This window comes from Helicobacter pylori (assembly GCF_006440215.1).
Taxonomy (GTDB): Bacteria; Campylobacterota; Campylobacteria; order Campylobacterales; family Helicobacteraceae; genus Helicobacter; species Helicobacter pylori_CS.
In genome coordinates, this window is the sequence record NZ_VEZH01000009.1 from 51,479 (window position 1) to 66,717 (window position 15,239).

General features: G+C 39.5%; 11 protein-coding genes and 1 other RNA gene. 7 read left to right on the forward strand and 5 right to left on the reverse strand.

The features are described from left to right. Nucleotides 1–48 precede the first annotated feature (48 nt). Nucleotides 49–732: an MqnA/MqnD/SBP family protein gene (locus tag FIM44_RS05525; protein ID WP_140579358.1), complete on the reverse strand. Its 684-nt coding sequence runs from the start codon at nucleotides 730–732 to the stop codon at nucleotides 49–51. A gap of 130 nt (nucleotides 733–862) precedes the next feature. On the opposite strand from FIM44_RS05525, the gene acnB reads away from it, so the two are divergent. The 4 genes from acnB (at nucleotide 863) to hofE (ending at nucleotide 6,804) form a co-directional block, all read left to right on the forward strand. Beyond that, the gene (gene acnB, locus FIM44_RS05530; protein ID WP_194148702.1) at nucleotides 863–3,421 is read left to right on the forward strand and encodes a bifunctional aconitate hydratase 2/2-methylisocitrate dehydratase; all 2,559 of its coding nucleotides are present in this window, start codon (nucleotides 863–865) and stop codon (nucleotides 3,419–3,421) included. Nucleotides 3,422–3,499: 78 nt separating this feature from the next. Further along, nucleotides 3,500–3,766 carry a hypothetical protein gene (locus FIM44_RS05535; RefSeq protein ID WP_194148703.1) on the forward strand — a complete coding sequence of 89 codons (267 nt, stop codon included), beginning with the start codon at nucleotides 3,500–3,502 and terminating at the stop codon, nucleotides 3,764–3,766. Between the two features lie 278 nt (nucleotides 3,767–4,044). Continuing rightward, nucleotides 4,045–5,343, forward strand: a complete 1,299-nt coding sequence (locus FIM44_RS05540; protein WP_140579361.1) for an IS701 family transposase — start codon at nucleotides 4,045–4,047, stop codon at nucleotides 5,341–5,343. Nucleotides 5,344–5,436: 93 nt separating this feature from the next. Further along, a complete protein-coding gene (hofE, locus tag FIM44_RS05545; protein WP_140579362.1) occupies nucleotides 5,437–6,804 on the forward strand; it encodes an outer membrane beta-barrel protein HofE in 1,368 nt (455 codons plus the stop codon). Between the two features lie 6 nt (nucleotides 6,805–6,810). Here hofE and FIM44_RS05550 read toward each other — a convergent pair whose 3' ends face one another. From FIM44_RS05550 to lolA, 3 genes are all read right to left on the reverse strand, one after another. Beyond that, a complete protein-coding gene (locus FIM44_RS05550; protein ID WP_140579363.1) occupies nucleotides 6,811–7,338 on the reverse strand; it encodes a hypothetical protein in 528 nt (175 codons plus the stop codon). A 42-nt stretch (nucleotides 7,339–7,380) separates the two neighbouring features. Then, nucleotides 7,381–7,766, reverse strand: a transfer-messenger RNA (tmRNA) gene (gene ssrA / locus FIM44_RS05555). Between the two features lie 66 nt (nucleotides 7,767–7,832). After that, on the reverse strand, nucleotides 7,833–8,387 hold the full coding sequence (lolA, locus tag FIM44_RS05560) for a LolA-like outer membrane lipoprotein chaperone (RefSeq protein ID WP_140579364.1): 555 nt from the start codon (nucleotides 8,385–8,387) through the stop codon (nucleotides 7,833–7,835). A 146-nt stretch (nucleotides 8,388–8,533) separates the two neighbouring features. Here lolA and secA point away from each other — a divergent pair, with 146 nt between their 5' ends. The 3 genes from secA to hofF all read left to right on the forward strand — a co-directional run bounded on the left by secA (nucleotide 8,534) and on the right by hofF (nucleotide 14,131). After that, nucleotides 8,534–11,131, forward strand: coding sequence for a preprotein translocase subunit SecA (secA, locus tag FIM44_RS05565; RefSeq protein ID WP_140579365.1), 2,598 nt, complete (start codon nucleotides 8,534–8,536; stop codon nucleotides 11,129–11,131). Further along, nucleotides 11,121–12,353, forward strand: coding sequence for an FtsX-like permease family protein (locus FIM44_RS05570; protein ID WP_140579366.1), 1,233 nt, complete (start codon nucleotides 11,121–11,123; stop codon nucleotides 12,351–12,353). Before secA ends, FIM44_RS05570 begins: the two co-directional genes overlap by 11 nt. A 278-nt stretch (nucleotides 12,354–12,631) precedes the next feature. After that, on the forward strand, nucleotides 12,632–14,131 hold the full coding sequence (hofF, locus tag FIM44_RS05575) for an outer membrane beta-barrel protein HofF (RefSeq protein ID WP_140579367.1): 1,500 nt from the start codon (nucleotides 12,632–12,634) through the stop codon (nucleotides 14,129–14,131). 191 nt (nucleotides 14,132–14,322) lie between these two features. Here the strand turns inward: hofF and FIM44_RS05580 are convergent. Beyond that, nucleotides 14,323–15,239, reverse strand: a 917-nt coding sequence (locus tag FIM44_RS05580; protein ID WP_238699903.1) for a restriction endonuclease subunit S, incomplete at its 5' end; no start/stop codon positions are given.

Sequence of the window (15,239 nt, forward strand, 5' to 3'; positions counted from 1 at the left end):
TTCTAAATTTTAAGCCTACATTCTCAGCGGATCACTCTCAGCGGATCACTAAAAACGCTTGGGTTTTTGAATGCGTTTGAATAACAATTCACGATAGAACGCTTTAAGGCCTGATTGTTCCTTTTTGCCTAAAGTGTAGTAAATTTTTTGCAAGTAGTTTAAAATATCTTGGCGTTTCAAGTTGGTTTTTAAAGCGGCTTCTTTAAGGATGTAGTAAGGGATTTTTGTTTTTTGATGTTTGAAAGCTAAAGACAAGCGCTTGTAAAAATCCTTGTTTTGATAATAGCACAAACGCCCAAAAACAAACGGTAAGCGTTTTTTTTCATACCAAAGAGCGGCTAAATCTATAAAATCTTTTTTAGGGTTGGAATAATAAAATTGCAGCGCTTTATTGCCGATTAAAACTTCGCCCTTTAACCCTAGCGCTTGAGAGAGGGCGTTTGAAGAAGCGCTTTCTTTATCAAAAGCGTTTTTTGCATCCACAACCAGCACGCTTAAAACTTCTTTATAAGCGACAATGCCTAGAGAATAGGAATGAAGAGCGAATGAATGGCCGGCGATAGAAGAAATAAAGCCCGCATCAATACGCCTGAATAAAAAACTTTGATTGAGTTTGGAAGGGTAGGTTTTTTTAAGCCGTAAGAATTGTTTGAAATAACAAGGGGTGGGGTAGGATTTGATAAACACATCAAAAGGGAGCATGTTTAAATAATCAATTTTACCAAAACGCACTTAAAATCCTTTTTTGTATCGCATGGTAGCTAAAGTTTCTTACAACTTAACTAAAAGTAAAAAGAGTTTTGTTATCATGGGGCAAATGATTAGGGCATTAGTAAATAATGCTATTTAAAAAGGAGAAATGATGAAAGATTTTTTAGAAGATTATAAAAAAAGCGTTTCAGAAAGAGAAAGTGAGGGTATCCCGCCACTCCCCTTAAGCGCTAAACAAGTTCAAGCTGTCGTTGAGATTTTAACAAAAGATCCCACAAACGCCGCTTTCGCTAAAGAATTACTCATTCACAGAGTAAGCCCTGGGGTTGATGAGGGGGCGAAAGTGAAAGCAGAATTTTTAGCCCAGTTGTCTCAAAAAAAACTAGAATGCGCGCATATTAGCGCTTTAGAAGCGACCACTCTTTTAGGCACGATGCTTGGGGGGTATAATGTAGAGCCTTTGATTATGGGATTAGAGAGTCAAGACAAAAACATCGCTAAAGAGAGTGCGAAAGCGTTAAAAACCACTCTTTTAGTCTATGGATCGTTTGATAAGATCGCCGCAATGAGCAAAACTAACGCTCTGGCTAAAGAAGTGTTAGAGTCTTGGGCAAATGCCGAATGGTTTTTGAATAAAGAGCCTTTGAATGAATGCATTGAAGCGTGCGTGTTTAAGATTGATGGCGAAACCAATACCGATGATTTAAGCCCAGCGAGCGATGCTTTCACACGAAGCGATATTCCTTTACACGCTAAAGCCATGCTAAAAAACCGGATTGAAAATTACGAACAACGCATTGAAGCTATTAAAACTAAAGGCGTTCCTGTAGCGTATGTGGGCGATGTGGTTGGCACAGGAAGCTCTAGAAAAAGCGCGACAAACTCTATCATGTGGCATTTTGGTAAGGACATTCCTTTTGTGCCTAATAAAAGGAGTGGGGGCATTGTGATTGGGGGGGTGATCGCTCCGATTTTCTTTGCGACTTGTGAAGATAGCGGGGCGTTACCCATTGTGGCTGATGTTAAGGATTTAAAAGAGGGCGATTTGATTAAAATCTATCCTTATAAAGGCGAAATCACGCTGAACGATAAGGTGGTTAGCACTTTTAAATTAGAGCCTGAAACTTTATTAGATGAAGTTAGGGCTTCTGGGCGTATCCCTTTAATCATTGGTAGGGGTTTGACGAATAAAGCACGTAAATTTTTAGGGCTAGGCGAATCTGAAGCGTTTAAAAAACCAGCCGCTCCTAAAAGCGACGCTAAAGGCTACACTTTAGCCCAAAAAATTGTAGGGCATGCTTGTGGGGTAAAAGGGATCTTACCTGGGACTTATTGTGAGCCAAAGGTTACCACCGTGGGCAGTCAAGACACCACAGGGGCGATGACCAGAGATGAGGTTAAAGAATTAGCGAGTTTGAAATTTGATGCGCCTTTTGTGTTGCAGAGTTTTTGCCATACCGCCGCTTACCCAAAACCTAGCGATGTGAGTTTGCATGCAACCTTGCCTAGCTTTATCACTCAAAGAGGCGGTGTGGCGTTGCATCCGGGCGATGGCGTGATCCATACATGGCTAAATCGCATGGGATTGCCTGACACTTTAGGTACAGGGGGGGATAGCCACACTCGTTTCCCTTTAGGCATTAGTTTCCCAGCAGGGAGCGGGTTAGTCGCTTTTGCAGCGGTTACAGGCACGATGCCCTTGAACATGCCAGAATCCGTGTTGGTGCGTTTTAAAGGGGAAATGAATCCTGGGATCACCTTAAGGGATTTAGTGAATGCGATCCCTTATTATGCCATTAAAAAAGGGTTGCTCACGGTGGAGAAAAAAGGTAAAATCAATGTCTTTAACGGGCGTATTTTAGAGATTGAAGGCTTGCCTGATATTAAAATGGAGCAGGCTTTTGAACTAAGCGATGCGAGCGCGGAAAGGAGTGCGGCTGCTTGCGTGGTGCGTTTGAATAAAGAGCCGATGATTGAATACTTGAAATCCAATATCAAGCTGATTGATGAGATGATTGCGAGCGGTTATGAAGACAAAGAGACTTTGAAAAAACGCCGAGATGCGATGCAAGCTTGGGTGGATAATCCGGTATTGTTAGAGCCAGATAGTAACGCTCAATACGCCGCTGTCATTGAAATTGATGCGGCAGAAATCACTGAGCCTATTTTGGCATGCCCTAATGACCCTGATGATGTCGCTACTTTGAGCGAAGTTTTAGCGGATACGACCGGCAAGAGACCGCACGCTATTGATGAAGTGTTTATTGGCTCTTGCATGACGAATATCGGGCATTTTAGAGCCTTTGGCGAAATCGTTAAAAACGCTCCTCCCAGTCAAGCACGTCTTTGGGTAGTGCCGCCCAGTAAAATGGATGAACAAGAGCTTATTAATGAGGGCTATTATGCGATTTTTGGGGCTGCTGGGGCAAGGACTGAAGTCCCAGGCTGTAGCTTGTGCATGGGCAATCAAGCGAGGGTTAGGGATAATGCGGTCGTTTTTTCTACTTCCACACGGAATTTTGATAATCGTATGGGTAGAGGGGCTAAAGTGTATTTAGGTAGCGCAGAGCTTGGGGCGGCGTGTGCTTTACTAGGGAGAATCCCTACTAAAGAAGAATACATGAATTTAGTGAGCGAAAAGCTAGAGAGCCAAAAAGACAAGATCTATCGCTACATGAACTTTAACTTAATGGAGAATTTCAGGCTCTAGTTTTATTAAAAGGGGCGATCCCTTTTATTTAGAGCTATGGCTGAGTGTTGAGAGAGAAGATAAAAAAGGAGAGTGGCGGTGAAAAAAATCGTTGTGGGTTGGTGTGTGGCGTTGGCTTTTTTAAGCGCGGATCCAGCGCAAGCCGATAAAGCGATCAGTAATGCGGATTTGATTAAAGAGATAAGGGACTTAAAAAAAGTCATCAGCGCGCAAAACACTGAGATTAACAATCTAAGAAAAGTGCAAGAAGTGTTGTCTGGGCAATTAGGGGATATGCGTAAGGATATATTAAGCACTAGAGATTACTGCATTAGCTTAAGGCCTTATATCTATAATTGGCGCTAGGGGATAATCAAAAACATGAAAGCATGCGCCATTCAATGATGCAATCCTTTAATGCAATCCTTTAATGGCTGAAGGAATTAAAGTTGGGGGGTTTGGTTCTCGCTCTGTGTCCTTGTAATGGGGGTTTTATAGAGTTTGAGTATTTAAAAAGCGCGTTTAATCTCGCACGCCTTAAAAAAATTCTCTTGTTGGATTGTAGGGGCGGGATTAGTTTCTTTGTTAGGGTTAAATATCCTATAATAAAATTTTAGGAAATTCAGTTTAAAAGATATTAAAAAATGCCATACGCCTTAAAAAAAAGATTTTTCAAACGCCTTGCGCTGATTGTTTCAACTTTTTGCGCGATAAGCTTGAACGCTAAAAGCTATCTGTTTTCCCCTTTGCCCCCAGCACACCAGCAAATCATTAAGACAGAGCCTTGCTCTTTGGAATGCTTGAAAGACTTGATGCTGCAAAATCAAATCTTTTCTTTTGTTTCTCAATACGATAACAACAACCAAGATGAGAGTCTTAAAACTTATTACAAAGACATACTCAATAAACTCAACCCCGTATTCATCGCTTCTCAAACTCCAGCTAAAGACAGCTATGAACCTAAGATTGAATTAGCCATTTTACTGCCTAAAAAGGTGGTGGGGCGTTATGCGATTTCGGTGATGAACACCCTTTTAGCGTATTTGAACACCAGAAACAACGATTTCAATATCCAAGTCTTTGACAGCGATGAAGAAAGCCCTGAAAAATTAGAGCAAACCTATAAAGAAATTGAAAAAGAAAAATTCCCTTTTGTGATAGCCTTATTGACTAAAGAGGGCGTGGAAAATTTGCTCCAAAACACCACCATCAGCACCCCTACTTATGTGCCTACGGTGAATAGAGCGCAATTAGAAAATCAAACTGATCGTTCTTTAAGCGAGCACTTGTATTTTGGGGGGATTGACTATAAAGAGCAATTAGGCATGCTCACGGCTTTCATTAGCCCTAATTCGCCCGTGATTGAATACGATGATGATGGCTTAATAGGCGAACGCTTGAGGCAAATCACGGAGTCTTTAAACATTGAAGTCAAACACCAAGAAAATATTTCTTACAAACAAGCCACCAGTTTTTCTAAAAATTTTAGAAAAAACGATGCGTTTTTTAAAAATTCTATTTTGATTTTAAACACCCCTACCACTAAAAGCGGTCTGATTCTTTCTCAAATAGGGCTTTTAGAATACAAGCCCTTTAAAATCCTTTCCACACAAATCAATTTCAACCCCTCTTTACTCTTACTCACCCAGCCCAAAGACAGAAAAAATTTATTCATTGTCAATGCCTTGCAAAATAGCGATGAAACGCTTGTAGAATACGCCTCCTTATTGGAAAGCGATTTAAGGCATGATTGGGTGAATTATTCCAGTGCGATAGGGCTAGAGGTGTTTTTAAACACGCTGGATCCGCATTTTAAAAAATCTTTTCAGGAAAGTTTAGAAGACAATCAAGTCCGTTACCACAATCAAATTTATCAGGCTTTAGGGTATTCTTTTGAGCCGATTGAGCCGATAAAAAATGAAAGCGCAACCAAAAAAGAATAATATTTAGATAATTATTTAAACACTTTCATTTTTAATGGGTTTTTTAATAAAATTGGAATATGATGCGAGCGAAAATTGAACAAAGGTTATTCTGTGTTAAAATTTCAAAAATTATCTCTATTGTTTGTTTCCATTCTTTACAATCAAAGCCCTTTATTGGCTTTTGATTATAAGTTCAGCGGGGTAGCGGAATCTTTTTCTAAAGTGGGGTTTAACCATTCCAAACTCAATTCCAAGGAAGGGATTTTCCCTACAGCCACTTTTGTAACCGCCACGATCAAGCTTCAAGTGGATTCCAATCCGCTCCCTAAAAACATTGAAAAACACAGCTTAAAAATAGGCGTTGGCGGGATTTTAGGAGCGCTCGCTTATGATTCTACCAAAACGCTCATAGACCAAGCCACAAATCAAGTCTATGGATCAGAACTTTATTACTTCATAGGGCGTTGGTGGGGGTATTTAGGCGACGCTCCTTGGAAAGACTCTCGCATAGAATCTGACGCTCACACCCGTAATTATGTGCTGTATAATTCCTATTTGTTTTATTCTTATGGCGATAAATTCCATTTAAAACTAGGGCGTTACCTCTCTAACATGGATTTTATGAGCGGTTATACAGAGGGTTTTGAAGTAGAATATAAAATCAAACCTAAGGTGTCGTTAAAATGGTTCAGCTCTTTTGGGAGGGCTTTGGCTATGGGGCAATGGATACGAGATTGGTATGCCCCTATTGTTACTGAAGACGGCAGAAAAGACGTTGATTATGGCATCCATGCGGTGCAACTCTATTTTTCTAGCAAACATGTTCAAGCCACGCCCTTTTTTTATTTTTCACCCAAAACTTACGAAGCGCCCGGGATTAAAATCCATATTGATAGCAACCCGAAATTTAGAGGTTTAGGGTTACGATCTCAAACCCTTATCAATGTGATTTTCCCCGTTTATGCTAAAGATTTATACGATGTGTATTGGCGTAACTCTAAGATTGGCGAATGGGGGGCATCGCTTTTGATCCACCAACGCTTTGACTGCAACGAGTTTAACTTTGGCTTTGGTTATTACCAAAATTTTGGCAACGCTAACGCAAGGATTGGCTGGTATGGTAACCCGATCCCTTTTGATATAAGAAGTAACAGCGTTTATGGTTTGGTTTTTAGTAACGCTGTTACCGCAGACTCTGTTAGCGGATATGTCTTTGGTGGGGGCGTGCATAAAAGATTTTTATGGGGTATTTTAGGCCGATACACTTACGCCACTAGAGCGAGCGAAAGATCCATTGACTTGCACTTGGGTTATAAATGGGGTTCTTTTGCTAGCGTTGATGTGAATTTACAATACTATGCGGTGAGCATGCACACTGGCTATAAGACTAATAATCTCACTAGCCCTTTTGATAAAGCCTTTAAGGCGAACACACAAGACAGGAGCAATCTCATAGTGAGTTTGAAGTTCTTTTTTTAAACCCTATCAATTAGGCTTGGTGGAATTGAGCCATTGTTTTTGGAAATCAATGGCTTTTCTCAATTCGGTTTCTAGCTGGGATAAAACATCTTTTAAGGGCTTAACATCAACCAAACTATCCTGCTTGAAAGAATCCAGCTGTTTGTCAATTTGCAAAGCGGCATCTAGCGCGTCTTGGGGGAATACCGGCTCGCCTAAAGCCTTTTTAATCGCTTCGCCGATTTCAATCGTTTCAGAGCCTTGATGATCTTTTAAGTTAGGATTATTTTCTTTATCCTTAGGTTTAGGCTCTAAGATCAAGCGCAAATGTTTGATTTTTTCATGCAAATCGTTAAGATCTTTTAAGTGATCGGTGTTTCGCCCCCTATCCACCGCTTTTTCTAAAAGCTTATCGCTCAGGCTTACCAACTGATCGCTTAATTTAATGCTGTTAGCTTGAGCTTCTGTTACTTCATCAATATCAATCGCTGCTAAAGCGCTCACAAAATAAAAGGGCAACGCCCACCTTCTAAAACGAGAGAAAAACTTCTGCATTCACCTTCCTTAAATACGCTATAAAAATGATACTTTTTGATATGGTGGAGCTGTGGGGAATCGAACCCCAGTCCAAAAATCTTGTCCTAAACACAAACTTCTACAATGCTTAGAAAATTGGTTAGTTTTTTAGCCTTAAAACTAGCTCTGGTCCAACTTTCTAAAACCTTGAGGTAGTTTCAAGAGTTCTTGTTTCTTAGTTTAAAAGGCGAACCACCTTTTAAAAGCGTCTAGCTTAAGGTTATGGAGTGATTAAAACGCTAGAAATTCTAATCAGTCCAGCTCCAAAAGGAGATTAACTCACGCAGCTTTAGCGTAAGCTGGAGCGTAATCTGTGTTGTTTACAGTTATTTTTGTTGCTGTTTTACAAGCAGCACTTGGCATGCTGTCTGTGCGACAAGAAATCTGTCGAAATCCAAGTCAGCCCCATGATTTCTAAAGGCTTGTCTATTTTAACTAACTTTTACTAACAAAATGCAATGAATCATTAAAAATCATTGGCGCACAATATCAATATTTTCATCTTTAGGCTTAAAAATAAAGATTTCATTAGCGATGGTGGGGTTAATTTCTGTTTGAGAAAAAGTGATCGTTACAAGATTGTTCATTTCATCTTTAAATTCCAGCGAAAAAGGCTTGCCGTCTTTAAAAACCAAACGATAAGTGGTTTTGTTGATGGTCGTTTTAAAAGATCCGTCATCTTGCTTTTTCAACCGCCTAAGAATGGTGAAAAAATCCGTCTTGTCTTTTAAGGGCGTGATGGTCGCTTGAAACAAATTAGGCTCATAAACCACCACTTCTTTATCGTTCATGTAAATTTCTTTTTTTAAAGGCTTTTCATAAACCCATAAAGCCCAATTAGGGGCTTTAGCCTTTAAAACCCCATAATAAACTAAAGGCTTTTCCTTTTTTAAAACCTGCTTGAAATGCGCGCTAAAACTTTGCAAATGCTGCAAAACCTCTTCTTCTTTAGAAAGCGTTGAAAGGCTTTTAGCATAGGCAACGCTTATAAAAATCAAAACCATTACAATCTTTAAAAAAGCTTTCATTATTCAAACCTTAAAACAATCTCTCATCTTTAATAAAACCCTTTATTTTACAAGACTTTTATTTTATCCATGCTAAAATGGGATTAAAAACTGACGCTTTAATCAAATAAATGGGATTGAAGCACTCTTAAAAGGTTACTATTACCATGATAAAAGCAATCATTGGAAAAATCATTGGCACCAGAAACGATCGCTGGATCAAACAATACAAAAAAAAAGTCCTAGCCATCAACGCCCTAGAGCCTACTTATGAAAAAATGAGCGATGATGAGCTGCAAAACGCTTTTGAAGAATTAAAAAAACGAGTGCGATCCACAGAAAAAGATTTGCAAGAAAAAACCCTTTTAGAAGTTTTACCAGAAAGCTTTGCTATCACTAGAGAAGCGAGCAAAAGGATCTTAAAGATGCGCCATTTTGACGTGCAACTCATTGGGGGCATGGTCTTAAACGATGGCAAAATCGCTGAAATGAAAACCGGAGAGGGTAAAACTTTAGTCGCTACTTTAGCGGTGGCTTTGAACGCTTTAAAGGGCGAGAGCGTGTATGTGGTAACGGTCAATGATTACCTAGCCCATAGGGATTCTAAAGAAATGGAGCCGTTGTATCAATTCTTAGGTTATAGCGTAGGAACGATCACTGCAAGCGTTCGAGATGATGATGAGCGTTTAGAAATTTATTCTAAAGACATTGTTTATGGCACTAATAATGAATTTGGCTTTGATTATCTAAGGGATAACATGAAATATTCTTTAGAGCATAAAGTGCAAAAATCGCATGCGTTCGCTATTGTTGATGAGGTGGATTCCATTTTAATTGATGAAGCGAGAACCCCCTTAATCATTTCAGGGCCTGTGGATAGGTGCATGGAAAATTACAACAAGGCTGATGAAGTCGCTAAAAGCATGCAAGTGGAAACCGATTTCACCATAGATGAAAAAAACCGCGCGATTTTAATCACTGAAGAGGGGATTAAAAAAGCTGAAAACCTCTTTGGCGTGGATAATTTATACAAGATTGAAAACGCCGCCTTATCGCACCATTTAGACCAAGCCTTAAAAGCGAATTACCTCTTTTTTATTGATAAAGATTATATTGTAGCCAATAATGAAGTGGTGATTGTAGATGAATTTACCGGTCGTTTGTCTGAAGGGAGGCGCTTTAGTGAGGGCTTACACCAGGCTTTAGAGGCTAAAGAGGGCGTGAGCATTAAAGAAGAGAGCCAAACCTTAGCCGATATTACTTTCCAAAATTATTTCAGGATGTTTTCCAAACTCGCTGGCATGACAGGCACGGCTCAAACCGAAGCCACAGAATTTTTAGAAATCTATAATTTAGAAGTGGTGTCTATCCCTACTAATCTAGCGATCAAGCGGAAAGATTTGAACGATTTGATCTATAAGAGTGAAAAAGAAAAATTTGACGCCGTGATCCTTAAGATTAAAGAATTACACGATAAGGGTCAGCCCGTTTTAGTTGGCACGGCTAGCATTGAAAAGAGTGAAACCCTGCACGCTTTACTCAAAAAAGAACGCATCCCTCACACCGTTTTAAACGCCAAGCAGCACACCAAAGAAGCTGAAATCATCAAAGACGCCGGGCTTAAGGGGGCGGTTACGATTGCGACTAACATGGCAGGCAGGGGCGTTGATATTAAGCTCACTGATGAAATTAAAGAGCTTGGGGGGCTGTATATCATTGGCACTGAAAGGCATGAGAGCCGCAGGATTGACAACCAATTAAGGGGACGGAGCGGGCGCCAAGGCGATCCGGGAGTAAGCCAATTTTATTTGAGTTTGGAAGACAATCTGTTGCGCATTTTTGGGAGCGATAGGATTAAGGGGGTGATGGAAAAATTAGGGCTTAAAGACGGCGAACACATTGAATCCAAGCTTGTTACAAGAGCGGTGGAAAACGCGCAAAAAAAAGTGGAAAACTTGCATTTTGAAAGCCGTAAGCATTTGTTAGAATACGATGATGTGGCTAATGAGCAACGAAAAAGCGTGTATAAATTTAGAGATGAATTATTAGATGCCAATTACGATATTAGCGCTAAAATCGCTGAAAACAGAGAATACGCGCTCAAGCAAATCTTTTCCAAACTCAAAGCCTTTGACCATCAAAACCTGTCTGAAGAGGAACTTTTAGGGCTTAAAAACATCTTAAAAGAAGATTTTAACGCTCATGTTGAGTTAGAAGATTTAGAAAAAGCCGCTCCTATTGAAAAATTTGTGGCTGAAAAATTAAAAAGCGATTATGAAAACAAAATGAAAGTTTTGGATAGCGAACAAAGAAGCCGGATTGAGCGCATCGTGTATTTGCAGATTTTAGACAACGCATGGCGAGAGCACCTTTACACGATGGATAATCTCAAAACCGGTATCAATTTGAGAGGCTATAACCAAAAAGACCCTCTCGTAGAATACAAAAAAGAGAGTTACAACCTTTTCTTAGAACTCATTGAAGACATTAAAATAGAAGCGATCAAAACCTTTTCTAAGATCCAATTTGAAAACGAGCAAGATTCTAGCGATGCGGAGCGTTATTTGGATAACTTTAGCGAAGAAAGAGAGCATGAGAGCGTAACTTACCGCCATGAAGAAACTTTAGATGAAGATTTGAATGTGGCCTTGAAAGCTTTCGCTAAAACCCCTAAAAGAAACGAGCCTTGCCCTTGCGGGAGCGGCAAAAAATATAAAGATTGTTGCGCTAAAAGCGGGCCTAAAAAGGGCTTATTTGCCAAATAGATCCTTAATCTTTTTCCTTATCAAGCGTTATTTGCGTTTTGATAAAAGCCAGCCATTTATCAGCATCACCGCTTTGTTGGCTTTTTTTGGCGTGGCGGTTGGCGTGATGGTTTTAATTGTGGCTATGGCGATCATGAACGGCATGAGTAAGGAATTTGAAAAAAAGCTTTTTGTGATGAACTACCCCTTAACGCTCTATACCACAAGCCCTTATGGGATCAGCGAAGAAGTGGTTCAAGCTTTAGAAAAAAAGTTCCCTAATTTGCTTTTTAGCCCCTATTTGCAAACCCAAAGCCTGATTAAAAGCGCGCATTCCATGAATGGTGGCGTGGTGTTTGGGGTTGATTTTTCTAAAGAAAGGCGCATCAATGAAGTTTTAAACGACGCTTTAAAAAACACCAATACAAACGATCTTTTTAAAAACCCTTTTAATTTGATCGTGGGGAAAAGCTTGAGATACAGCTTGAATTTAGATCTCAACCAAAAAGCCGATTTGTTTTTCACCGAATTAGAGCCAACAGGCCTCACGCTCTCCCCTATCATGAAGCGTTTTACCATCAAAGGCGATTTTGATTCAGGGCTAAAATCTTATGACATGAGCTACATGTATGCGAGCCTTCAAGCCATAAGCGCGATCAGGAGGTTGCCCTTAGGGCTTTATGATGGGGTGCATGTCTATTCTAAAGCGCCCATGAAAGATATTGAAATTTTACGCAACGCTTTAAAAACCATCAACCACCATGGCATAGGCATTGAAGGGTGGTGGCAACAAAACGGGAATTTTTTCTCGGCTATGGAATTGGAAAAAAGAGCGTTATTCATTGTGCTAATGCTCATTATTTTAATGGCGTCTTTGAATATCATCAGCTCGCTTTTAATGGTGGTGATGAACAGGCGTAAAGAAATCGCCCTACTCTTTAGCATGGGGAGCAGCCAAAAAGAAATCCAAAAAACCTTTTTTTATTTGGGCAATATCATTGGTTTAGGCGGCGTGGCGCTTGGGGTGGTTTTAGCGTTTATAAGCATGTATCTTTTAAGCGTGTTCCCTATCATCTCGCTCCCAGCCGATGTTTATGGCATTAACACCTTGCCTTTGGATTTGTCTTTAATGGATTTTATGCTCACTTTAATAGGCTCTATCATTATCGTAGGGCTTTCTTCTTATTACCCGTCTAAAAAAGCTTCTACTATTGACGCTTTAAGCGTGTTAAGGAATGAATAAATTAAAAAATTAAATAATATTGAGATTAAATAAGGCTTTGAGTGCCTCTATTTGACTAACAAAGAAAAATTTTATTCTCAAAATTAAAAAAACAATAATATTATGCTAGTATTAACGCACGACTTAGTTAAGAATTAACTTTGTAAGTCGGACTTCGTAGAAAAAAGGACGAAAGATGAACAGACTGATTAGACTCTCAAGATCTGTAAGAAAAAATTTTCTTTGAATGGTGTTGGCTTACTCTATTTAGAATTTTTGGTTTATACTAAGGGTTAAACATGAACTATAAAGTTGCATCTGCTAAAAATATCGCAACGCTTCTTTTTTTATTCTCTTCTCAAGCCCAAGCGTTTGATTTGGGTAAAATCGCTAAAATTAAAGCGGGTGCTGAAAGTTTCTCTAAAGTCGGTTTCAATAACAAACCTATCAACACTAATAAAGGGCTTTACCCTACCGAAACCTTTATGACGGTTATGGCTTACATGCAAGTAGATTTTACGGAACTCTTGCCCAAAAGCGCTACGGCTAACGGGCATCATTTAGACGGGAGTCTTGGGGGTTGGGGAGGTGCTGTTATTTTTGATAGCACTAAGGATTTTATTAACGAAGTTACAGGAAAACCCTATGGGGCTATGGCTTGGAACTATGTGGGCTATTGGGGCGGTCTTGTAGGGCAAAAACCATGGGCTAGTTGCGGGTTAGCCACAGGGAATTTGACCCAAGGCCAATACGATAAGATGACTCAAGCCCAAATGACACAATTGTCTAATCAAGAAGCTTTAGAGGCTTCCACTTGCGCAAAAACTTATGCCGATCACACCAGAAACTATGTGATTTATAACGCTTACTTGCGCTACAACTACAGAGATATTTTTGAAATTAGGGGCGGGAGATACGAATCCCCAGCGGATTATATGAGTGGTTACAACCAAGGCTTGGACATGACCTTAAACTTAGGGAATTTCAAATTCTGGTGGTTTAGCTCTTTTGGTCGTGGTTTTGCCTATAATGAGTGGCTTTATAATTTCTATTCGCCTAAAACCTACACCCTTAAAAACGGGCAAACCATAAACCCTGGGGTGCATGCCTTTTATATCATTTGGAATTACAAGGGTTGGAGCATTCAGCCTTTTGTCTATTTTTCACCCTTTAACGAATACGACCCTAACTTTACGATCACTTATGATAGCAACCCCACTTTTACCGGATTAGGGTTTCGCTCTCAAACCGATGTTACCGTGCTTAATCCTTTTTATGCTAAAAGGTTTTGGGGCACCTATCAATTTGGCATGCCGGCCGGTAAGAATGCGCACAGCTTGATGATCAAACAAAAGTTTGAATGGAATGAATACAATTTTGGTTTTGGGATTTATAAATCCTTTGGGAACGCTAACTGGATGATAGGCTACCATGGTAACCGCTTAGGCTTTGACTTTTGGACGAACACCGTTTATGCAAACACCCTTAACTCTTTGTCTTACATGATGGATGCGAACGCTTTTACCGTGTTTGCCTTTGGCGGTGGGGTGCATAGGAAATTCCTTTGGGGTTTATTGGGGCGTTTGACTTATGGGCCTAGGGCGAACGAACAAGTCCTATCGCTCAACTTGGGCTATAAATTCACTAAAAATTTCTCGGCCGACATTAAATTTGAATATTATAATGTGTTGATGCATCAAGGCTATAAAATGGGGTGGAACGGGCCAAAATTGGACAGCCAGCCTGCCACCGATCAAGACAGGAGTCATATTTTCACCGAGATCGTGTGGAAGCTTTAAACCCTCTTTAAATAACAACCCTTTAAGGGTTTGTTAAAACGCCTAGCAAAAAACAGCCATTAAAAACCACTCTATCGCCTATTTTAGAGGGCTTGTTCTTAAAGAAGCGTTAGAATTTTTAAACTTTTTTTATTACGCTATTTTTGGCTCTGTGATACTAAAACTTTTATTTTTAAAGTTTTATTTAAAACTCATTTTTTAACTTCTTTGTGTGGGGTGAGTGGTTTAAAAGTCAATAGTTTTTCTCTGTAATATTCGTATTGTTTTTTTCGGGCTTTTATTTCAGCGGGGATACCGGCTAATAAATCGGTGGTTAGGGCTGAAAATTGATCCAAAATCTTAACAATCTCTTGCTGGATTTCTAGGGGTGGGATGGGGAACTTATATTTTTTAAAAGCGGTCATATCCACAGAAGCAAAACCTGAAACATTAATATTATTTTTACACCATTCCCCTAAAAGAAAGCATTGGTAAAAAAAGAATTTCATGTCTAAAGCAAGATCACAATTCGCTTTTTTGCTTAAAAAAGTGAATCGTTGATTCGCTAACGAATCAACGATTAAAAGGGCATGCTCTCCTATGGTTGCTGTTGTAGAAATAATAATAGAATTTTTAGGGAATAATTTCTTACCCTTTAAAGCCTTTGGGGTAATGTGTTGGATAGAGTCTTTTAAAATTCTCCCATTTTCTCTAATGTCTTCCATTCTAAACCAAGGGATAGTCCCTTTTTCCCAAAATTCAGGATTGTTTTTTGATGGGGTGTAACCATTTTTAATTTCAAAAACCTCTTCAAGCGTTTTAAACTCCACCCCCTTAGGCGCTAGAGTTTGGAGTAGGGTTTTTAAGCGTTTAGGGTAGGTTTTTGCGCTCATTTTGGCGTCTTTATGGTTTGAATTAATGCCATCAAAGTCTAAAAGCATGTTTTGGTAATATTGGTATTGCTTTTTTCGCGCTTTTAATTCTGTGTTTAATTCTGTGAAAGCGTCCAAAATCTTAACGATCTCTTGTTGGACTTCTAGGGGTGGGATGGGGATTGTTATTTTTGAAAGTAATTGCTTTGAAACATTGAAGCGTGTTACACCATTAGCAACTTTTGAAATATTTTTCC